A 20009-nucleotide genomic window follows, 5' to 3' on the forward strand; every position below is an offset into this window, starting at 1 on the left:
AGAGGTTGACCCCCATGACCGACCGTCCCGAGGATCCCGAGGACCTGTCGTTCGCCACGCCCGGTCCGGGTGCGGACCCGCACGCCCGGGACGGCGTCGACGGTACGCAGCGTCCGTCCTCCGCCGCCGGAGCGCACGGCGCACGGCCGACGGCGGACGTCCGGCCGGCGGGCGACGGCGTCGCCGCTCCCGTGGACGACCCGGCGGTCTACGGGGCCCGCTGGGGAGCGCCGGGCGGGCCGACCCCGGCCGAACGCGCCGAGGCGCGACGTCGCGCGCGACGGTGGGTGGCGGGGACGCTGGGCGCGATCGTGCTGGTGGTGGCCGTCGCCGCAGGCGTCTCGTCCGTGACGACGCGGGCGCACGACGACGCCTGGGTCCCGCTGGCCGCGGACGTCACCGAACCGACCACCGCCAACGCGGTCCAGCTCGTGCTGGGTTCGTGCGTCGCCGAGGTGCCGCCCGACGCCGAGGTGGGGGTGGTGCAGGTGGTCCCGTGCACCTCCGAGCACTCGGCGCAGGTCGTGGGACGCACGGACTCCGCCCCGGACGAGGTCTGGCCCGGCGACGACGTCGTGGCCGCGCGCGCGGCACGGATCTGCACGCCGGACCTCCTGGGACCCCGGGCCGCGGGGGCGGGCGACGGCGTGGCGCTGGTCGTCTGGGCCCCCAGCGAGGCGTCCTGGGAGGCCGGCGACCGGACCGGGCTCTGCGTGGCGACCACCACAGCGCCGGCCACGGGTTCGCTGCTGGAGTGAGCCCGGTCACCCCGGTTGTGAAGGAAGCCGCGCGACCTGCACGGACGTCCCGCTCGGGCGCCTCGGTGCGCACGCTCCCATCGCACTTTCCGGGACACATCGGACAGCGTTTCCGGGCCTGATATCCGTGTTTCACCGGATATCACCGTGCAGTCGGACATCGTCTCGCCGACGAGATCCTCCACACCTCCTTCACCAGGAGGTCCGGGACTCGCCGTTATCTGATTGTGATCAGCCGTCGGGGCGCCGTTAACGTCGCTCCGTCGCCGGGAGACTCTCGGTGGCGGCCGGTCCGCAGCCGAGTGCTGCCGGCGGACCGGCGTCCTGATCAGCACCACGGCAGCAGCGGGAGAACCACTTTCGGGCGACACCATCGTCGTCCTCGGGGTTAAGCCGCCACCTGGCGGCGGGCCACTACTTCTCGGCCTCATCCGACAGCTCATCTCGCAGGCTCGAGAGGTACCCGATGCACTCCACCTCGATCGATCCTGCGCGCCCCGGCGCGGCAGTCGTCGCGAAAGCACCCTTCGTGCGCCGAGCGGTCGTCGCGATGACCCTCACCGGCGCGCTCGCCGGCGGCACCCTCGTCGCCGGTGCCGGCGCCGCCTCGGCGACGACCGACACAGCCACCACGACCACGACGGGCACGGTCGCCGCCGAGCAGACGCCGACGGTCCGCCTCGATCGGACCCGCAACAGTGCCCGCCAGGGCAAGGGCAGCACCAAGCCGAAGTTCACCGTCACCGTCCGCTCGGACGGCGCTGCGGTGAAGGGCAGAGCGGCCCTCTACATCCACGGCAGCAAGGTCGCCGCCAAGAAGCTCGGCGCCGACGGGACGACCAGCTTCCGGCCGCTGCTGAGGAACTACAAGCTCGGCCGGAACAAGGTCGTCGTCAAGGTCGCCCCGGCAGCCGTCACCGGGCTCGGCGACGTGACCAAGGTGCGCTTCGTCCAGCTCAAGGCCAAGGCAGCGCCGAACGTCGCCATTAAGCAGTCCCGCAAGTCCGGGACCAAGGGCAAGAGCGCGACCCGCCCCAAGTTCACCGTCAAGGCCGCCCGGTGGGGTGACCCCGTGCGCGGCCGGGTCGCGATCTCCGTCAAGGGCAAGCACGTCGCGACGAGGAAGCTCCACCACGGCAAGGCCACGTTCCGCCCCGGGTGGAACCACTACCGCGTCGGGAGGAACAAGGTCCGCGTCGCCGTCCTGCCGGCAGGCGGACAGGGTCTGCACAAGGTCGCCAAGGCCCGCTGGGTGAAGGCCAAGAAGAAGATCACCCGCGGGCAGAAGGTCGTTCGCGTCGCCAACCGCTACGTGGGCTACCGCTACACCTACGGCGGCACCTCGCCCAGCAGCGGGTTCGACTGCTCGGGCTTCACGTCCTATGTGTACAAGAAGGCGATCGGCAAGACACTGCCGCGCTCGTCCTCCGCGCAGCGGTCGGTCGGGCACCGCGTCGCCCGCAGCCACGCCAAGAAGGGCGACATCGTCTACACGCCCGGCCACGTGGCCATCTACGCCGGCAACGGTCGGGTCATCGAGGCGGCTCGCCCCGGCGTCGGCGTCGTCAAGCGCAGCATGTGGCAGGACAGCCCGACGTTCATCCGCGTCTGATCCGTCCCGCACCACCACGAGCGGCCCGCCCGTACCTGTCCGGTACGGGCGGGTCGCTCTCGTTCAGGAGAGCTCGAGCCCCTCGCCGCCGTCGGCGCGGTCGACGACGACCGTGCCGCCGTCGGGCACCTCCCCCGCCAGCAGCTTCCGGGCGAGCCGGTCGCCGATCTCGCGCTGCACGAGCCGCCGCAGCGGCCGCGCCCCGTAGGCGGGGTCGAATCCCTCGAGCGCCAACCACTCGCGTGCGGCGTCGGTGACGTCGAGCGTGATCCGTCGGTCGGCGAGCCGCCGTGCGAGCGCCTCGACCTGCAGGTCGACGATGCGTCCCAGCTCGGCGACGCTCAGCGCGTCGAACAGCACGACGTCGTCGAGCCGGTTGAGGAACTCCGGCTTGAAGGCGGCACGCACCGCCGTCATCACGCTCTCGCGCCGGGCCGCCTCGTCCAGCGTCGGGTCCACCAGGAACTGCGAACCCAGGTTCGAGGTCAGCACCAGGATGGTGTTGCGGAAGTCCACGGTGCGGCCCTGGCCGTCGGTGAGCCGGCCGTCGTCGAGCACCTGCAGCAGGATGTCGAAGACCTCGGGGTGGGCCTTCTCGACCTCGTCGAGCAGCACCACGGTGTAGGGCCGACGGCGGACCGCCTCGGTGAGCTGGCCGCCCTCCTCGTAGCCCACGTACCCCGGAGGAGCACCGACCAGCCGCGCCACCGAGTGCTTCTCGGAGTACTCGGACATGTCGATGCGCACCATGGCCCGCTCGTCGTCGAAGAGGAACTCCGCGAGCGACTTGGCGAGCTCGGTCTTGCCGACGCCGGTCGGTCCGAGGAACAGGAACGACCCGGTGGGCCGGTCGGGGTCGGCGACGCCGGCCCGCGAGCGCCGCACCGCGTCGGACACGGAGCGCACGGCGGCCTGCTGGCCGATGAGGCGGTGCCCGAGCATGTCCTCCATGCCGAGCAGCTTCTCGGTCTCGCCCTGCAGCATCCGGCCGGCGGGGATGCCGGTCCAGGCCGAGACGACCTCGGCCACCTCGTCCGCCCCGACCTTGTCGGCGATCATCGGTGCCTCCTGGGCGGTCTCCTCGGCGGCAGCCTCGGAGGCCTCGGCCTGCTCGGCCTCGACGAGCTCGCGCTCGACCGACGGGATCTCCCCGTACAGGAGCCGGGCGGCGGCCTCGAGGTCGCCCTCGCGCTGCAGGCGGTCGGCCTCGGTGCGCAGCTCGTCGATGCGGGCGCGCAGTTCACCGACGCGGTTGTGGCCGGCCTTCTCGGCCTCCCAGCGGGCCGTGAGCGCGGCGAGCTCCTCGCGGCGGTCGGCGAGGTCGGCGCGCAGCTTCTCGAGCCGCTCGCGCGCGGCGGCGTCCGCCGAACCCTCGGCGTCCTTGAGCACGACCTCCTCCATCTCGAGGCGTGTCACGGCACGCTGCAGCTCGTCGATCTCGACGGGTGAGGAGTCCATCTCCATGCGCAGCCGCGAGGCGGCCTCGTCGACGAGGTCGATGGCCTTGTCGGGGAGCTGGCGGCCGGTGATGTACCGGTCGGACAGCGCCGCGGCCGCCACGAGCGCGGAGTCGGCGATGGTCACCTTGTGGTGCGCCTCGTACCGCTCCTTGAGCCCGCGCAGGATCGCGACGGTGTCCTCCACGGACGGCTCGCCGACGAACACCTGCTGGAAGCGGCGCTCGAGGGCCGGGTCCTTCTCGATGTTCTCGCGGAACTCGTCGAGCGTCGTGGCGCCCACCATGCGCAGCTCGCCGCGGGCGAGCATGGGCTTGAGCATGTTGCCGGCGTCCATGGCGCCCTCGCTGCCCGCTCCGGCCCCGACGACGGTGTGCAGCTCGTCGATGAAGGTGATGACCTCGCCGTCGGAGGCGGTGATCTCCTCCAGGACGGCCTTGAGGCGCTCCTCGAACTCGCCGCGGTACTTGGCGCCGGCGACCATGCCGGCCAGGTCGAGGGCGACGAGCCGCTTGCCCTGCAGGGAGGTGGGCACGTCCCCGGCGACGATGCGCTGGGCGAGACCTTCGACGACGGCGGTCTTGCCGACGCCGGGCTCGCCGATGAGCACGGGGTTGTTCTTGGTGCGCCGGGACAGCACCTGCACGACGCGCCGGATCTCGGCGTCGCGGCCGATCACGGGGTCCAGGCGACCGTCGCGGGCCCGCTGGGTGAGGTCGCTGCCGTACTGCTCCAGCGCCTTGTAGGTGCCCTCGGGGTTCGGGCTGGCGACCCGGCCGTTCCCGCGGACGGCGGGCAGCGCGGAGCGGAGCGCGTCGGCGGTGGCGCCCGCGGCGGTCAGGGCCTGCGCGGCGGCGGACTGCCCGGCGGCGATCGCGATGAGCAGGTGCTCGGTGGAGACGTACTCGTCGCCGAGGGCTTCGGCCTCCTGGCCCGCGGCGGTCAGCACGGTCTGCATGGCGCGGGACGGCGTCGGCTGGGCGACGCCGCCACCGCTGGCCGCGGGCAGCGCCACGAGCGCGGCCCGCGTCTTCTGCCCGACCTGCTGGGGGTCGGCACCCACGGCCTCGAGCAGCCCGACGGCGACGCCCCCGGTCTGCTGCAGCAGCGCGGCCAGGAGGTGGACGGGTTCGAGCTGGGGGTTACCGGCCGCCGACGCCGACTGCACGGCGTCGCCGATGGCCTGCTGCGACATGGTCGTGAACTTGGTGTCCATGGATCCTCCGGGTCCGTCTGTGGGGTCTGACCGTGCCAACCTCGGCAAAGTTGAGTCTATTCCACTCAACTTCGGGCTGCCAGCCTGCGGGGTGCCAGGATCCGCGCGGTGGGTGATGCTGGTGGGGTGACCACCATCACGGACCTCCAGCCGCGGGCCCCGCAGCAGCCGGCCGACCGGCGGCACCGCCGGCCACGCGCCGTCGCTGCCGCGCTCGCGGCCCTCGTCGTGCTCGCGCTGGCGGGCTGCATGAAGATCGACATGGAGTTCACGCTGTCCGAGGAGGACACGGTCTCCGGGTCGATCGTCATGGCGATCTCGAACGACTTCGCCGACTCCGTCGGCATGGACCCGCAGGACCTGTGGGACTCGGCGAACCAGGGTGACGACTCGCTCACCGACGAGCTGCCCGAGGGATCGAGCGAGGAGCCGTACTCCGACGGCGAGTACACCGGCACGAGGATCACCTACGCCGACCAGCCGATCGAGTCGATGAGCACCGGCACCGACGAGCTCTCGATCACGCGCGAGGGGGACGAGTACGTCGTCCAGGGCGTCATGGACATGTCCGGGGCGGCGGAGGACGCCGAGGAGCTGGGCGACATGCCCGCCGACATGATGGAGGGCTTCGACATCCGCATCGCCGTGACCTTCCCCGGTGAGGTCGGCGAGACCAACGGCGAGGTCGACGGCACCACGGTGTCCTGGCACCCGCAGTTCGGTGAGAGCACCGAGATCCTCGCCCGGGGATCGGCCGTGGCCGGCGCCTCCGCGGGAGGGTCCGAGGACACCGACGAGGCCGCACCCGGCCAGGACGAGGCGACCGGCGGGAGCGCGGACGGCGACGACACCTCGGCCACCGACACGGCCGAGGTGTCCGACGAGTCAGGTTTTCCCTGGTGGATGGTCGGCCTGGTCCTCGGCCTGGCGATCCTCGGCGGCATCGTCGCGCTCGTGGTGCGCAACAACCGCGACCCGCGCCCGCCGTCGTCGGACCCGCAGGACGTGTTCGGACCGGGCGCACCCCGGGCGGACTACGGCCAGCCGCAGTCGCCCGCACCGCCGGTGATCCCGCCCCAGCAAGGACCTGCCGACCCGTACCGGCCGCCCGCCGACCCGAACAGCACCCCGCACGAACCGCGCTGACGTCCGGGTCGGTAGCCTCCCACCATGACGCAGCAGGACGCCGGCACCGACGCCGCGCCGAGCACCCCCTGGCACGACGACCTCCTCGGCCCGGGCTTCGAGGCCCGCACCCTCGACCTGCCCGACGGCGCGGAGGCCACCCTGGTGCGCCTCGCGCCGTCCGTCGCTCCGGGCGGTGAACCCGCACGGGTCGCGGTCCTGGCCGTCCACGGGTTTGTGGACTACTTCTTCCACCCGCACGTGGCGCACACGCTGGCCGACGCCGGGTACGCCTCCTACGCCGTCGACCTGCGTGGGCACGGACGCTCGTGGGACGCCCACGTCGCCGCGGACCGTGACCCGAACCAGGTGCCCGACATCTCCGTCTACGCCCAGGACCTCGACGTGGCGGCCGCGACGATCCGTGCCGCGGGCCACGAGCGCCTCGTCGTCCTGGGCCACTCCACGGGCGGCCTCGTCGCTCCCCTGTGGGCCGCGGGCCGCCCGGGGCGGGCCGACGCCCTGGTCCTCAACAGCCCGTGGTTCCGGCTCAACGAGCCCCGCCTCACGCGCTGGGCGGCGACCGCGCTGGTGGAGGCCGTCGCGCCCGTGGCCCCTCGCGCCGTCGTGAGCCACCTCGGCCCCGACTACGCGGCGGCCCTGCACGCCGACCACGGCGGGGAGTGGCAGTTCGACCCCGCGTGGAAGTGGCACACGCCGTTCGCGGTCCACGCCGCGTGGCTGCGCTCGGTCCTGCGGTCGCAACGTCGGCTGGCCCGCGGGTTGGACCTCGAGGTACCGGTGCTGGTGCTCGCCTCGGACCGGTCCAGCCGCGACGAGCACCTGGCCACGGACAGCGTGCTCGACGTGGCGGACATCCGCGCGCTGGCTCCGCGGCTCGGTGACGACGTCAGCTTCGTCACGATCCGCGGGGGCGTGCACGACCTGGCGCTGTCCCCCGCCGCCGCGCGCGCCGAGTACCTGCGGGCCGTGACGGACTGGCTGGGTGCGAGCGTCTGACGCCGCCCGCACCGCCGTGTCCGATTCCCGCTAGGCGCCGCTCGCCGCACGGTCCAGGATGGGTGGCATGACCACGACCGCCCCGATCGCCACGGAGCCCCGGCGCGCGCGGCGCCCGGCGCCCGTGCGACCCGGCCCGGCCGACGCCGCGTTCACCGAGCGCTACCGCGCCATCGCCGCCCGGGACACCCGGTTCGACGGCCAGTTCGTCACGGCCGTGCGCAGCACCGGCATCTACTGCCGCCCGTCCTGCCCCGCCCGCACCCCGAAGCCCGAGAACGTCACGTTCTTCCTGACCGGTGCCGCCGCCCACGACGCCGGGTACCGGGCGTGCAAGCGCTGCCTGCCGGAGGCCACGCCCGGGACCCCCGCGTGGGACCTGCGCGGTGACGTCACCGGCCGCGCGATGCGCCTCGTCACCGACGGCGTCGTGGACCGCGAGGGCGTCGACGGGCTCGCCCGTCGTCTCGGGTACAGCCCGCGTCACCTGCACCGGCTGCTCCGCGACGAGCTCGGTGCCGGTCCCCTGGCCCTGGCCCGCGCGCACCGGGCCCAGACGGCCCGCACCCTGCTGACCGGGACCGACCTGTCGGTGGCCGACGTCGCGTTCGCCGCCGGGTTCGGCAGCATCCGCCAGCTCAACGACACCGTGCGCGCCGTCTTCGCCACCACCCCGACGGAGCTGCGGTCCCGGCGTCAGGGCGGCTCCCGCGACGGTGCTCACCGGGTCGCCGGCGGCTCCACGGTCCGGCCGTCGGGGGTGCCGCACGGTGACGGTGCCGGCCCGACGCCGGAGGGGCCCGTGCGCCTCGACGTCACGCTGCCGGTGCGCGAACCGTTCGACGCGCGCGGCACCGTGGCGTTCCTCGCGGCCCGCGCCGTCGAGGGGGTGGAGACCGCGAACCTGCGGGACCCCGACGTCGTGCGATATGCGCGCACCCTCCGCCTGCCCCACGGCCCCGGCGCCGTCGAGCTGCGCGCCGGTGCCGGCGTCGGGCCCGGTCGGGTGGCCCTGCACCTGGAGCTCGCCGCGCTGCAGGACGTCGCCACCGCCGTCGCGCGCGTGCGGCGGCTGCTGGACCTCGACGCGGACCCCGTCGCCGTCGACGAGACGCTCGGCACCGACCCTGTGCTCGGCCCTCTCGTCAGGGCCACCCCCGGGCTGCGCATGCCCGGCACCGTGGACCCCCACGAGCTCGTGACGCGGGCGATCGTCGGCCAGCAGATCGCCGTCGCCGCGGCACGCACCCACCTGTCCCGCCTGACAGCGAGCGCCGGTGAGCCGTACACCGGCGGCATCGTCGGCCTGAGCCGGCTCTTCCCCACGGCGGACCGGACCGCCGACGCCGCACCCACGGTGCGGCTGCCGTCCCGGCAGCGGGCCGCGCTCGGCGCGGTCGCACGAGCCCTGGCCGACGGCGACCTCCTGGTCGACGTGGCCCAGGACGCGGAGGCACTGAGCGCCGCCCTGACGGCCTTCCGCGGCATCGGCCCGTGGACCGCCGCGTACGTGCGGATGCGCGTCCTGGGCGACCCCGACGTCTGGCTGCCCGGCGACGCCGCGCTGCGCCCCTGCACCCCCGACGACGCCGCAGCCTGGGCGCCCTGGCGGTCCTACGCCGTCGGGCACCTGTGGCGTCGCACCACCCGCACCGAGAGGACCGCACCATGAGCTCCGCCGTCACGATTGACACCCCGGACGGACCGTTCACGATCGTCGCCGAGGACGGCGTGGTGCTCGCCTCCGGGTGGACCGACGACGTCGCCGGGCTGGTCGCGCTGGTCCACCCCGACCTGCGGCCGGCCGGCCCGGTACCCGCGGTGGAGCCCGACGACGAGGACGTGGCCGGGCCCGTGCGGGCGGTGCGCGCCTACTACGCGGGCGAGGTGTCCGCCGTCGGGCAGGTCCCCGTGCGCCAGCGGTCCGGCCCGTTCCGGGAGCATGCCTGGCAGGTGCTGCGCGACGTCGCCCCCGGCGACCCGGTCACGTACGCCGAGTACGCCGACCGGGCGGGCCGGCCGGCCGCCGTCCGCGCCGCCGCCGGGGCGTGCGCCCGCAACGCGGCGGCGCTGTTCGTGCCGTGCCACCGGGTGCTGCGCAGCGACGGCACGCTGGGCGGCTTCCGCTACGGGATCGAGGTCAAGGCGTCCCTGCTGGACCGGGAGCGCGCGGCCTGAGCGTGCCGGTCGGCGTCGGGCCCGGCACCGGGCCCGACGCCGGACTCAGCGCAGGTCTTCCGGGGCGAGCAGGAACTCGGCCTCGTCGGCGATCTCACCGCCCACGGCCGCGTGGATCGCCGCCGCCGCGCGACCCACCAGGTCGGCGGCCCGCTTGCGCGCCACCACCAGGGCCGGCTGGGGGAACTCCCGCTGCGCCTCGTGCTGGTCCGGCGGGTCCCAGACGACCCGGTAGCAGATCGCTCCGCCGGCGGCCCAGGGCAGCTCCTTGACCAGCAGCGGCAGCACCTCGTCGCCGTTGACCTCGACCGTCACGTAGCCGTCGTGGCCGAGGTCGATCGTCAGCCCGTAGCCGTCCAGCACGACCGGCGCCTGCAGCGCCGCGATGTCGTAGTCGTCGGCGCGGGCGTGCAGCTCGCGCCGCAGCGCGGGATCCATCGTCTCGCCGGGGTAGAGCGGCTTCTCCGCGATGCCCTCCGGCGGCCCCTGGTAGTCGGCGCCCTGCGTGGCCAGCACGACGCGCGGGTGCACCCCCTGCAGCACGCGGTGGGCCGCCTGCGGGTCGAGCCAGACGTCGGACCAGACGGTCAGGTCGACGGCGGCACCCGGGTCGGGGCTCAGCACGACGCCGGCCCCCGCCCCGCGGCGCTCCGCCTCCGCCGGGTCCCACAGACCGGCGACGTCGAACCGGGCCGACCCGCCGAGGCGACGGGCCGCGGCGATCAGCCACCGCACGACCCGCTCCTCCTCCCGGTTCGGCAGCCCGCCCGGGAAGGACCGTGCCAGGCCGTCGCGGTCCCCGCCGTCGGGCGGCGGCGGGTCCGGCCAGCGCTCCCGCGGCGTGACGACGTCGAACACCATCGCCGTGCCAGACGGGAGACCGAGGTCGAACCCGTCCCCGGCCGGCGCGTACGGGCCGTGGACATGGCTGTGCCGCGTCAGCCGCAGCACGCCGGGCTCCCCCGGGCCGGCGATCCGACCTGCGGGCAGGTCCGCACCGGGCAGGTCCGTCGGGACGACGTCCCATCGGGTCCCGCCGAACCGGGACAGGGCCAGCACCTCCACCTCGTCGACGACGACGTCGTCCGGGACGGCGAGCAGGTGGCGCGCCTGGTGCCCCTTCGTGGTGGCGCGCGGCAGCCGTGGCAGGCGCGGGGGCGTGGTCTGGGCCATCTGGCGCAGCTCCTTCCGGGTCCGTGGCGCGGCAGGAGGGGACCCCGTGCCGTCGCGGCGGGACCGAGCGTACCGACGTCGCCCCCCGCGGTCGTCGGGGCTCATACCTCGGTGCGGTGGAAGGACTGCCAGGACCGGCTCGCCGTGGGCCCGCGCTGGCCCTGGTAGCGCGACCCGTACGTCGAGGACCCGTAGGGGTGCTCCGCCGGGGAGGAGAGCCGGAAGAAGCAGAGCTGACCGATCTTCATCCCCGGCCACAGCGTGATGGGCAGGGTGGCGACGTTGCTCAGCTCGAGCGTGACGTGGCCCGAGAAGCCCGGGTCGATGAACCCCGCCGTGCTGTGCGTCAGCAGGCCCAACCGTCCCAGGGACGACTTGCCCTCCAGTCGCGCGGCGACGTCGTCGGGCAGCGTGACCGTCTCGTAGGTGGACCCGAGGACGAACTCGCCGGGGTGCAGCACCAGGGGCTCGGCGCCGTCGACCTCGACCAGCCGGGTGAGCTCGGGCTGCTCCTGCGACGGGTCGATGAACGGGTAGCGGTGGTTGTCGAACAGCCGGAAGTAACGGTCCAGGCGCACGTCGATGCTCGACGGCTGGATCATCACCGGCTCGTACGGGTCCAGGACGACGCGTCCGGCGTCCACCTCGGCGCGGATGTCGCGGTCGGAGAGCAGCACCAGCACACGGTAGCCCGCCGACGGCGCTCGCGCGGTCCCGCCCGACCGGCTCGGCGCCCTCCAGGGGCCGGTTTCGGCATGGGCGGGTGAGTTCGGTATGATCGGCAGCGCGTCGACGCGAACGGCCCCCTCAGGGGGCCGCGAGCACGATCGTGCGGGTGTAGTTCAATGGTAGAACTTCAGCTTCCCAAGCTGACAGCGCGGGTTCGATTCCCGTCACCCGCTCCACAGCACGAAGGGCCCGGCCGATCATGCGGCCGGGCCCTTCGCCGTTCACCCTCCACCGGTGGTCTTCGGCCGGACGCTGCTCCCTCCTCGCGCGCTCCGGGCAACCGCTGGTTAGGCTCCGGAGAAGGTCGACGCCGACAGCCCGGGGGCCCTGCATGTCGTTCCGAACTCCCCTCGTCGCCGCGATGGTCGGCGCCCTGCTCATGGTGGACGCCACCGCGGCCGTCGCCGCACCCGACCCCGTCGACCGCGACGACACGGTCGGCTGGCAGTCCACCGTGGACTCTCCCGACCCGGCGCGTTCCGTCGTGGACGGCAGGTTGCGTACGGCGACGTCCTCGGTCGCCGCACGGAAGAAGGTCCACACCGTGCAGGTCGTGGTGGCCACACCCCGAGGCGTCTCCGAGGCCCGGGTCCGCCGGTGGATCCGTGACCGCGACGTCGACAAGCTGCTGCGCCGTGTCTCGGGCTACTGGTCGGAACAGTCCGGCGGGAAGATCACCGTGGTCCGGTCGGGCGCGGTCCGGCGCAGCACGATCTCCGACCCCGCGTGCCGCACGACGAAGCAGACGATCCGACAGGTCAAGAGGGCCGGGTCGAAGCACTACGGCGCCGGTTGGTACCACGCCGCGGACCGGGGACCGGGCCCCCGGTCCCACCTCGTCGTGCTGCACCCGTACGTCAAGGGTGACTATCCCGGCGGGAAGCGCTGGGGCACCACCTGCGACGGGACGATCGGGCTGGGCTCGCTGCCGTCGAAGGCCGGACGCAATTCTCCCGGCGGATGGACGTTCTCGTTGTTCGGAGGGCCGAACGGCTCTGCGAAGGCGGACCGTTGGACGAACGCCCAGTACCGGCGCGGCGTGGCCACGCTCGCGCACGAGCTCGGGCACAACATGGGTCTCGAGCACTCGGGGGCCGGCTGGTGCGCGGACAAGCGGGACGGCTACTTCCGCAGCTCGCGCTGCCATGCCCTCGAGGGCATGGACCAGCTCGACCTCATGGGTGCCGACTTCGTCTCCCGCGGCGTGACGTCCCTGTCCGGGGCGCAGAAGCGCCGCCTCGGAGTCCTGCCGTCGTCGAAGCAGCGCTACGTCACGGCGAAGGGCGGCGCCCGCACGGTGTGGATCTCCGCAAGGGACCGCACGTCGTCCCGTCCGACCCTTCTGAGGGTGCGCGACCCGCGCAGCAACCAGGTCTACTTCGTGGAGCTGCGGCGCAACGAGCCCGGGGTCAGCTACCCGTGGGCCCCGCTGCCGTTCCGCGCGGCCTCGGGCTTCACGATGCACTACGGGGTGACGGTGAGCCGGGTCGCCGGCGGCCGGTCGACCTGGGCCTACCGCGGCGAGCACCTGATCGTCCCGCTGGGGACGTCGACCAGACGGCGGTCGACGCTCCGGGAGGGCGCGAGCTTCACCACGCGCACGGGTCGGCTGCGCATCAAGGTCGTCGACGTGACGGCCGGCAAGAAGAGCGCCAAGATCCGCATCACGTTCCCGCGCCGCTGACCGACGGGCGCAGGCCGCCGGGAGGACCGGGCCGACGACGCCCGGAGGCGCTTCAGCGGCCGGGCCGGCGCCGGGGTCGCAACCGGACGTCGGGCAGCTCCGGGGCCCGCAGCGGTCCCGTCGCGTACCCCTCGACCTGCCCGAACCGGCGCCCGGCGGCGCCACGGGCGTACGCCGTCGTACCGTCGGCCTGCTCGGCGACCTGCTCCGTCCACGCCCGTCGCGCGGCGACGATCTCCTCGTGGTCGCGGCCCACGAAGTTCCACCACATCACGACGTCCTCGTCGAACGGGACACCGCCGATCAGCAGGGCCCGCACGGGCGCGGCGCCGGCGGTGAGGCGCAGGCCCCTGCGGCCCGCCGGGACGTAGGCGAGGTCCGACGGCGGGACGGGGGTCCCGGCGACGGTCGCCTCGCCGCTGTCGACGAGCACGCCGTGCTCGAAGCCGGGGTCGGTCTCCAGGTCGAGGACGGTGTGCGGCGGGAGGTCGAGCTGGGCACCGACGAGCGGGCTGAAGGTCCGCGCCGGGGACGCGAGCCGGGTGCCGGCCACGCGCAGGGAACCCATCAGCACTCGGACCCGCGCACCGTCGAGGACGGCCGTGGGCAGCTCGCCGTGGTGCTCGAACTCGGGGCGCGCGTCCTTCGCGGCGGCGGGCAGCACGGTCCACAGCTGGACGCCGTGCAGGGTCGGGGGCCGCGGGTGGGCCGCCGTGTCCGCGGGGGACTCCTCGGAGTGCGAGATCCCGTGGCCCGCGGTCATGAGGTTCAGCTCCCCGGGCCGGACCCGCTGGGAGGTCCCCAGGGAGTCGCGGTGCAGGATCTCGCCGGCGAACAGCCACGTCACGGTCTGCAGTCCGATGTGCGGGTGCGGCGGGACCTGCATGCCGCCCGCCGCCGCGACGTCGTCGGGTCCGTAGTGGTCGCAGAAGCACCAGGCTCCGATCAGCGAGCGGCGCCGCTGCGGGACGGTGCGCCGCACGGTCAGGGCGCGCGGCCCGCCGAGCGGGACCTCCCGGGAGCCGAGCAGCTCCACCCCGGTGCCGGAGCCGGCGCCGCAGACCTGTTCGGAGGGCCGGGTCTCGAGGTTGCTCATGGGCGGAGCGTAGGACGAACGGGCCCGGTACGCCGCCGAGGCCCCCCGGGGCGGCCGGGGGGCCTCGGCGTCACCGCGTTCCCCACGCGATCGCTGGCGGGGCGCCGTGTCGACGTCACGGCTCCGGACGCTCCTGTCGGGTCGGTGGGGCCTGGTGCGTCGTCACCCCGACCGGCCCGTTCTCCCCAGGAGCCCCGGACGCGGGTGGTCTTCCGGCCCCGCCGAACACCCGCGTCGTCACCCGCGGCCCGTACGTCGGTACGGATCGGTCCGTCGTTCTCCGGTCGACCGTCGTCCTGCCGTCGCGTCGTCGCGACCCGCTTCTCCGCGTGCCGGTGGCTCCCCGACGTCAAGACTGTTACCGACGTTTCTAGACCTGCATCCCGACGACTGCAAGGGGTTCGCAGGAGGTCTTGGTCGGCCACAGGTTCGTCCACAACTCGATCCGCGGAATCCCCACACCGTCCACAACGCTGTGGACAAAATCTGTGGACAGTACTCGCCTCGTGACGTTTCGCACACGAGTCCGACGAGGTCCCGCCCGGCCAGGTGGATCGGGTGCGAACACCGGGAGAACCGCCGAGAATCCGCAGGATTCCGCGGATCCTCTCCCCGGGCATCCGTCGACGGGCGCGTCACGCACGGCTGCCGACCATGCCGGACACCGGCGGTTCACCGGGATCGTCGCAGGTCGGCGGCACCGCGAGCCGCGATCCACACACCTGTGGACAACTCTGACGACGCCCCGGCCCCCTCGCCCCGGGCGACGCCCCTCAGACCCAGGCGCGCGCCGTCGTGCGGCGCTCGTCCGTCCGCCCCTCGATCTCCGCCGTCGAGGCCACGAACGCGCCGTCGTCGACCACCACGCCGCCGAGCCGCGTCTGGAGCAGCAGCATGAGACGGGCGACGAGCGCCCGCATCCTGGACCGGGCGATGACGTGGACGCCCGAGGCCTGCTCGAGCTGCAGCTCCACGGGGTCCTGCGGCGACCAGCCGACGCGGAACGCGTGCGGGCCGTACTCCCTCCAGTCGAGCCCTGCCAGGGCGCGCGGCACCCGGTCCACCCGCTCGGCGTCGACGGTGATGGCGCCGTCGTACGGGGTGGCGGCCACGAGCCGGTACGCGCCGTCGGCGGCACCCGGGGACGGCGCGTCAGCGGTGGCCACCAGGGACCTCAGGAGTCCGAGCAGGTCCGCCGACGCCATCGGCTGCGGCGAGTAGAGCGTGAGATCGACGGCGGAGGCCGGGTCGGGCCGCAGGAGCTGGCGGCCGTCCGCGAGCAGCGCGCCGGCCCGCTTGCGGGCGACCGCGACGCCGAACTGCACCAGGCGCAGCTCCTCCCCCTCGGGAAGGCCGGCGGCGAAGGCACGGGCGATCCCGTCGCGGTCCTCGAGGGACGCCGGGCGTGCGCCGCGCCGGTCGAACATGCCGTCCACGCGACCCAGGGCGTAGGCGGACGCGGGACCTTCGATGCCGACCTGCGGCGCGACCTGCGCAGCCACCGGGAACGGACCGGCCGCACCGTGCTCGGTACCGATGCCCAGCACGCCGGGCCCGGGCCGCAGGTCCTCCTGGGGGGCGGCCATGCCCCGGAACCGGGCGCCCCGCATCGGGCGCGCGGCCGCCGCGGCCTGCGGTTCCTTGAGCCACCGCACGTCCGCGAACCATGCCTCGGCCTGCTCCGTCAGCGGAGGGTGCCCGGGAGCCTCCGGCAGCACCAGCACATGGTTCGAGGCGTGCTCCGAGGGGACGAGCGCCTGCACGTACGACATGTCGCGCAACGTACTCCTCCCGGTGGCACGGGGGCACCCTCCCGTGTTACGGGCGTGTGACAGAGCCCGCGCGGCGCCTCCCGGAGCGGCTCAGGCGCCGACGTCGTGGAGGTGGTGGACGACGTCGTGCACGAAGTACCGCCCGAACGTCCGCACCGTGAACCGCGAGCCGTTCGAACGCACGCCGGTACGCCCGAGCTGCGCGGCCCCGACGGTGTCGAAGCGGGCGGAGACGATCACCCCGGCGTCGACCAGCTCGCCGGCGACGGTCGAGGGGTCCAGCCGGGCGTAGCCGCCCTCGAGGGCGGCGGCGTCCTGGTCCCAGTTCGCGAACTCGGCACCGTCGTTGCTCAGCATCAGGGACAGCCGGGCGTCGAAGACACGGAACACGTCCCGCACGTGCGCCCCGTACTCCAGCGTCGACCACACCTGCGGTGCGGGACGACGGCGGGCGTCCGGCCGCATCAGCGCGGCCCGCCACCGGGGCAGCGTGGCACGGACGGCATCGCCCACGGCGAGAGGGTCGAGCCCGTCCGGCTCGAACCCGCACTCGGGGCAGGGGCGCTCGATCACCCAGGTCCAGTCCTTGGTGTCGGGTGCGACGGCCTCGGGGACGACGCCGTCAGGCCCTGCGGACGGCGTCTCGCGCGCGGTGTCATCAGTCACACGGCGACGATACCGGCGAGTGTCCTGACAGGGGCTGCCTATGATGTCAGCATGCCCAAGATCATCGGCAACAGTTTGCACGAGCACCGCCAGATGACCCGGCACAAGCTGTTCGCGGCCCTCTCCACGCTCATGGCCGAGCGCGGGTTCGACTCGATCACGCTGGCCGACATCGCCCAGGCGGCCGACGTCGGCCGCACGGCCGTGTACAACCACTTCTCCGACAAGGAGACCCTCCTGCTCGGGTTCATCACCCACGAGACGGAGCAGTACGCCCTCACGCTGGAGCGGGCGCTGGCCGAGGTCGACGACCCCGTCGGTCAGCTGCGCACCTACATCCGCCAGCAGGCCCAGCTCACCCGCGTCTTCCACCTGGCCCCCGGCCCGGACCTGCGCACGGTGCTGTCCCGCTCGACCCAGGCACGACTGCGGGAGCACGCCGAGATCGTCGAGTCGATCCTCAAGCGCATCCTGCTCGAGGGCATCGACCGGGGCTCGTTCCCGCCCCAGGACATCGAGCCCACCGTGCAGCTCGTCAACGCCTGCCTGTCCGGGCGGCTCGTGCCCGACGAGCCCGAGGAGCGCGAACGCGTGGTCCGCGCCGCCGAGACGTTCGTCCTGCGGGCCGTCGGCGCCCGGCCCTCGATGGCGGCCTGAGTCCCGAGGGCTGCGTGCCCTCGGTCCCGGCCGAACAGCTCACCAGGCGTCGGCGGGCAGGTGGTGGTGCTCAGGCGCCGGCGGCAGGTACGGGACGGGGACCGGGGCGAGGTAGGCCCGCGCGAACTCGAGGGCGGCCACGAGGTCGCTGTGGCGCTCGTGGGCGTCCCGCGCCTTGCGCGTCGAGATCTCCAGCACGACGTCGCCGGTGAACCCGCTGTGGACGAGCTCGGTCAGCACCTTGTCGCAGTGCATGTCTCCCCGACCGGGCACCAGGTGCTCGTCGCGGACGTTGAACGTGCCGTCGGCGAGGTGGAGGTGACGCAGCCGGTCGCCGAACTCGTGCACCAGGTCGAGGCCGTCCTGCTGCGCGATGGCGGCGTGCGACAGGTCGAGCGTGACGGCGTCGTAGCCGTGCTCGGACGGGTCCCAGCCGGGCAGGTACGCCTTGAGCTCACGGTCCAGCCGGGAGTGGGGACGCCACGGGTACATGTTCTCCACCGCGACCGTGACCTCACCCTGCTGGTTGAGCTCACGCACCTGCTCCTCGAACCCGCGCGCGTACTTGTACTGCCAGCGGAACGGGGGGTGGACGACGACGGTCCTCGCGCCGAGCTCCCCGGCCATGTCCACGGCACGCGCCAGCTTGTCCGCGGGCGATCGCCCCCACACCCGTTGGCTGACCAGCAGCGTGGGGGCGTGGATGGAGCGGATGGGCATGCCGGTGTCGGAGGCCAGCCGCGAGAGCGCCTTCGGGTCCTGCGTCACCGGGTCGGACCAGACCATGACCTCGACGCCGTCGTAACCGATCTCAGCAGCCGCCTCGAAGGCGAACGCCGCGCGGCGCGGGTACACGGACGCGGTCGACAGGGTCACGGGTATCGCCGATTCGGCCATGCCACCACCTTAGTTCTCGGACCTGAACGGACGCTGAACACGCTACCCCTGGCGCCCGACCAGCGCCCGTCCCTGCGATGCGGGCCGGGCAGTCCAGGCAGTCCGGACGGGCAGTCCGGGCAGGCAACCCGGGCGTCGAAGCAAGGCCGTCGGGCAGAGCCGCCGGACAGAGCCGTCGGGCACGGACGTGCACCCCGTCGAGCACGAGGACGCTATAGAACACATGTTCGATTTCTGCTAGGGTCGGGGGCATGGCGACGGCGACGGACAGCGAGACGCGGCAGGCTCCTGCCCCGGGCGGCGCCACGAGTCGCGCGGCCGCCCCGGGTCGGACCCGTGTCCGCGTCGCGGAAGGCGCCGTGGGCGCCCTCGGCCCCGGGGACGTCCTCGCGCAGATCGACGTGCTGCTGGACGCACTCGCCGAGGTGCAGGCGGCGATCGGTGCGCTGGAGGGGCGGCGGGCCGCAGTGCTGGCGCAGCTCGTCGATGCAGCCGAGCGTTCCGAGAGCGCCGTGCTCGCCCCGACCGACCCGAGGGTTCGGCGCACCTCGTCCGCACGCCGTCGCGAGCTGGCGCGGCGCGCGGTCGTGGCGGAGGTGGCCACCACGCTGCACGTGGGTGAGCACGCGGCGGGCACGTTGTGCGACCACGCGCAGACGCTGACCACCAAGGCGCCGCAGTCGTTGGCGGCGCTGGCTCAGGGGCGTTGCTCGTGGGCGCACGCGTCCCGGGTCGCGCGTCAGGTGGCCGACCTGGCACCGCAGGACGCCCGGCGGGTGGACGCCACCGTGGCCACCGAGCTCGCTGCCGCCACTCCGGGACAGGTCGAGGCCCGGGTACGACGAACGCGCGAGTCCGTCCACCCCGAGCCGTTGGAGGTGCGCCACGAGCGTGCGGCGTCCGAGCGGGCGGTCTTCCTGGACGACGACCGCGACGGCATGGCCTGGCTCTCGGCCCGTCTGCCCGCCTCGCTCGCCCACGCCGCCTACGACCGGCTGTGCCGCGCGGCGGTCTCGCTGCGCACCACCGGCGACCCGCGCACCGCGGGCCAGGGCCGGGCCGATGCGATGGCCGCGCTGCTCCTCGACGACGGGACGCTGGAGCGATCGACCCCGCCCGCAGCCCTCCGGGGCGCCGCCGACCCGACCGGACAGGCCTCACCGACAGGTTCGGCACCTGCCGCCGTCGGCGAGGATTTCCCCACGGTTCCCGTCCCCGGCGCCGGTCTGGGCAGTCTCGCCGTGCTGGCGCGATCGCTCCGTCCGCGGGTGACCGTGACGGTGCCCGTCCTGACCCTGCTGGGCGGAGCGGACATCCCGGCAGACCTCGAGGGTTACGGGCCCGTGGACGCAAACACCGCCCGCGAGCTGGTCGCGCTGGCACCCTCGCTGCGTCGCGTCCTGACGCATCCCGAGACTGGCGTGGTGCTCTCGGTGGGCCGCGACTCCTACACGGTCCCGTCGTCGTTGAAGGCAGCGCTCGTCCGCCGCGACGCGACGTGCCGGTTCCCCGGCTGCACCGCTCCGGCCCGACGCGCCGACCTGGACCACACCCGCGCCTGGGCCGACGGAGGCAGGACGGACGCCGACAACCTCGCCCACCTGTGCCGGCACCATCACGTGCTCAAGCATCAGTCGGCCTGGACGGTGCGGACCGCCCCTCGGACACCTCCCGCACGGGGCGGCCCGACGGGCGAGCCTCCGTGGGGCGGCACCCTCGAATGGACCTCTCCGACCGGCAGGCGTCACCTCACCACCCCCGACGGCTCGCTACCCGCGAGCCTGCACCGGGAGCTGCCCGAGTCGCCCCTGCCCGCCGGCCGGGCTGGTGTCGGCTCCGATCCCCCGGACGGCGACCCGCCCTTCTGACCCGCCAGTCCGCACCACTTCTGGCCGAGGGTCGTGGCACGCGCATGCCTCGACCGGACCAGGAGCGACTCAGACCAGGATCTGCCAGACCAGGAACGACT

The 20009-nt window shown here is 73.9% G+C and carries 16 protein-coding genes, 1 tRNA gene and 1 riboswitch; of the genes, 10 read left to right on the plus strand and 7 right to left on the minus strand.

Features of this window, described 5'->3' with window-relative positions:
• Window positions 1–14: 14 nt before the first annotated feature.
• Window positions 15–758, plus strand: a complete 744-nt coding sequence (locus ACIQLL_RS02855) for a septum formation family protein (RefSeq protein WP_402462964.1) — start codon at window positions 15–17, stop codon at window positions 756–758.
• Window positions 759–1078: 320 nt separating this feature from the next.
• Window positions 1079–1222, plus strand: a riboswitch (cyclic di-AMP (ydaO/yuaA leader).
• 2 nt (window positions 1223–1224) lie between these two features.
• Window positions 1225–2370 (plus strand): C40 family peptidase, encoded by a 1146-nt coding sequence (locus ACIQLL_RS02860; protein WP_402462967.1) that lies wholly within the window; start codon window positions 1225–1227, stop codon window positions 2368–2370.
• Window positions 2371–2433: 63 nt separating this feature from the next.
• On the opposite strand, the gene clpB is transcribed toward ACIQLL_RS02860, so the two are convergent.
• Window positions 2434–5043, minus strand: coding sequence for an ATP-dependent chaperone ClpB (gene clpB, locus ACIQLL_RS02865; RefSeq protein ID WP_402462970.1), 2610 nt, complete (start codon window positions 5041–5043; stop codon window positions 2434–2436).
• Between the two features lie 126 nt (window positions 5044–5169).
• On the opposite strand from clpB, the gene ACIQLL_RS02870 reads away from it, so the two are divergent.
• The 4 genes from ACIQLL_RS02870 to ACIQLL_RS02885 all read left to right on the plus strand — a co-directional run bounded on the left by ACIQLL_RS02870 (window position 5170) and on the right by ACIQLL_RS02885 (window position 9366).
• Complete coding sequence (locus tag ACIQLL_RS02870) at window positions 5170–6189, plus strand: LppM family (lipo)protein (protein ID WP_402462972.1); 1020 nt, start codon at window positions 5170–5172, stop codon at window positions 6187–6189.
• Window positions 6190–6213: 24 nt separating this feature from the next.
• Window positions 6214–7188 (plus strand): alpha/beta hydrolase, encoded by a 975-nt coding sequence (locus ACIQLL_RS02875; RefSeq protein WP_402462975.1) that lies wholly within the window; start codon window positions 6214–6216, stop codon window positions 7186–7188.
• Window positions 7189–7255: 67 nt separating this feature from the next.
• A complete protein-coding gene (locus ACIQLL_RS02880) occupies window positions 7256–8860 on the plus strand; it encodes an AlkA N-terminal domain-containing protein (protein ID WP_402462977.1) in 1605 nt (534 codons plus the stop codon).
• Window positions 8857–9366: a methylated-DNA--[protein]-cysteine S-methyltransferase gene (locus tag ACIQLL_RS02885; protein ID WP_402462980.1), complete on the plus strand. Its 510-nt coding sequence runs from the start codon at window positions 8857–8859 to the stop codon at window positions 9364–9366. Before ACIQLL_RS02880 ends, ACIQLL_RS02885 begins: the two co-directional genes overlap by 4 nt.
• Window positions 9367–9411: 45 nt before the next feature.
• On the opposite strand, the gene ACIQLL_RS02890 is transcribed toward ACIQLL_RS02885, so the two are convergent.
• Both ACIQLL_RS02890 and dcd read right to left on the minus strand, forming a co-directional pair.
• The gene (locus ACIQLL_RS02890; RefSeq protein ID WP_402462983.1) at window positions 9412–10539 is read right to left on the minus strand and encodes a hypothetical protein; all 1128 of its coding nucleotides are present in this window, start codon (window positions 10537–10539) and stop codon (window positions 9412–9414) included.
• A gap of 101 nt (window positions 10540–10640) precedes the next feature.
• The gene (gene dcd / locus ACIQLL_RS02895; RefSeq protein ID WP_402462985.1) at window positions 10641–11216 is read right to left on the minus strand and encodes a dCTP deaminase; all 576 of its coding nucleotides are present in this window, start codon (window positions 11214–11216) and stop codon (window positions 10641–10643) included.
• Window positions 11217–11370: 154 nt separating this feature from the next.
• On the opposite strand from dcd, the gene ACIQLL_RS02900 reads away from it, so the two are divergent.
• Both ACIQLL_RS02900 and ACIQLL_RS02905 read left to right on the plus strand, forming a co-directional pair.
• Window positions 11371–11444 (plus strand) — tRNA-Gly (locus tag ACIQLL_RS02900).
• Between the two features lie 155 nt (window positions 11445–11599).
• Window positions 11600–12952 carry a zinc metalloprotease gene (locus ACIQLL_RS02905; RefSeq protein ID WP_402462988.1) on the plus strand — a complete coding sequence of 451 codons (1353 nt, stop codon included), beginning with the start codon at window positions 11600–11602 and terminating at the stop codon, window positions 12950–12952.
• Between the two features lie 52 nt (window positions 12953–13004).
• Here ACIQLL_RS02905 and ACIQLL_RS02910 read toward each other — a convergent pair whose 3' ends face one another.
• From ACIQLL_RS02910 to ACIQLL_RS02920, 3 genes are all read right to left on the minus strand, one after another.
• Window positions 13005–14048, minus strand: coding sequence for a pirin family protein (locus ACIQLL_RS02910; protein ID WP_402462990.1), 1044 nt, complete (start codon window positions 14046–14048; stop codon window positions 13005–13007).
• 773 nt (window positions 14049–14821) lie between these two features.
• Window positions 14822–15820, minus strand: coding sequence for a hypothetical protein (locus tag ACIQLL_RS02915; RefSeq protein ID WP_402462993.1), 999 nt, complete (start codon window positions 15818–15820; stop codon window positions 14822–14824).
• A 90-nt stretch (window positions 15821–15910) separates the two neighbouring features.
• Entirely contained in the window at window positions 15911–16486 is a 576-nt protein-coding gene (locus ACIQLL_RS02920) for a DinB family protein (protein ID WP_402462996.1), read from the minus strand.
• 51 nt (window positions 16487–16537) lie between these two features.
• Here ACIQLL_RS02920 and ACIQLL_RS02925 point away from each other — a divergent pair, with 51 nt between their 5' ends.
• Window positions 16538–17143: a TetR/AcrR family transcriptional regulator gene (locus ACIQLL_RS02925; protein WP_402462999.1), complete on the plus strand. Its 606-nt coding sequence runs from the start codon at window positions 16538–16540 to the stop codon at window positions 17141–17143.
• Between the two features lie 39 nt (window positions 17144–17182).
• Here ACIQLL_RS02925 and ACIQLL_RS02930 read toward each other — a convergent pair whose 3' ends face one another.
• Window positions 17183–18040, minus strand: a complete 858-nt coding sequence (locus tag ACIQLL_RS02930) for a sugar phosphate isomerase/epimerase family protein (RefSeq protein WP_402463001.1) — start codon at window positions 18038–18040, stop codon at window positions 17183–17185.
• A 251-nt stretch (window positions 18041–18291) separates the two neighbouring features.
• Between ACIQLL_RS02930 and ACIQLL_RS02935 the strand changes: the two genes are divergently transcribed.
• Window positions 18292–19908, plus strand: a complete 1617-nt coding sequence (locus ACIQLL_RS02935) for an HNH endonuclease signature motif containing protein (protein ID WP_402463004.1) — start codon at window positions 18292–18294, stop codon at window positions 19906–19908.
• Window positions 19909–20009: the final 101 nt, after the last annotated feature.

The sequence above is a fragment of the Isoptericola aurantiacus genome (assembly GCF_044769875.1).
Taxonomy (GTDB): domain Bacteria; phylum Actinomycetota; class Actinomycetes; order Actinomycetales; family Cellulomonadaceae; genus Isoptericola; species Isoptericola aurantiacus.

Bases quoted from the DNA above. Each gene is read 5' to 3' on its own strand.
- ACIQLL_RS02855 (WP_402462964.1), top strand. From the start codon at position 15: ATGACCGACCGTCCCGAGGATCCCGAGGACCTGTCGTTCGCCACGCCC.
- ACIQLL_RS02935 (WP_402463004.1), top strand. From the start codon at position 18,292: ATGGCGACGGCGACGGACAGCGAGACGCGGCAGGCTCCTGCCCCGGGC.
- ACIQLL_RS02885 (WP_402462980.1), top strand. From the start codon at position 8,857: ATGAGCTCCGCCGTCACGATTGACACCCCGGACGGACCGTTCACGATC.
- ACIQLL_RS02925 (WP_402462999.1), top strand. From the start codon at position 16,538: ATGCCCAAGATCATCGGCAACAGTTTGCACGAGCACCGCCAGATGACC.
- ACIQLL_RS02875 (WP_402462975.1), top strand. From the start codon at position 6,214: ATGACGCAGCAGGACGCCGGCACCGACGCCGCGCCGAGCACCCCCTGG.
- ACIQLL_RS02910 (WP_402462990.1), bottom strand. From the start codon at position 14,048: ATGAGCAACCTCGAGACCCGGCCCTCCGAACAGGTCTGCGGCGCCGGC.
- ACIQLL_RS02905 (WP_402462988.1), top strand. From the start codon at position 11,600: ATGTCGTTCCGAACTCCCCTCGTCGCCGCGATGGTCGGCGCCCTGCTC.
- ACIQLL_RS02890 (WP_402462983.1), bottom strand. From the start codon at position 10,539: ATGGCCCAGACCACGCCCCCGCGCCTGCCACGGCTGCCGCGCGCCACC.
- ACIQLL_RS02915 (WP_402462993.1), bottom strand. From the start codon at position 15,820: ATGTCGTACGTGCAGGCGCTCGTCCCCTCGGAGCACGCCTCGAACCAT.
- ACIQLL_RS02930 (WP_402463001.1), bottom strand. From the start codon at position 18,040: ATGGCCGAATCGGCGATACCCGTGACCCTGTCGACCGCGTCCGTGTAC.
- ACIQLL_RS02860 (WP_402462967.1), top strand. From the start codon at position 1,225: ATGCACTCCACCTCGATCGATCCTGCGCGCCCCGGCGCGGCAGTCGTC.
- ACIQLL_RS02880 (WP_402462977.1), top strand. From the start codon at position 7,256: ATGACCACGACCGCCCCGATCGCCACGGAGCCCCGGCGCGCGCGGCGC.
- clpB (WP_402462970.1), bottom strand. From the start codon at position 5,043: ATGGACACCAAGTTCACGACCATGTCGCAGCAGGCCATCGGCGACGCC.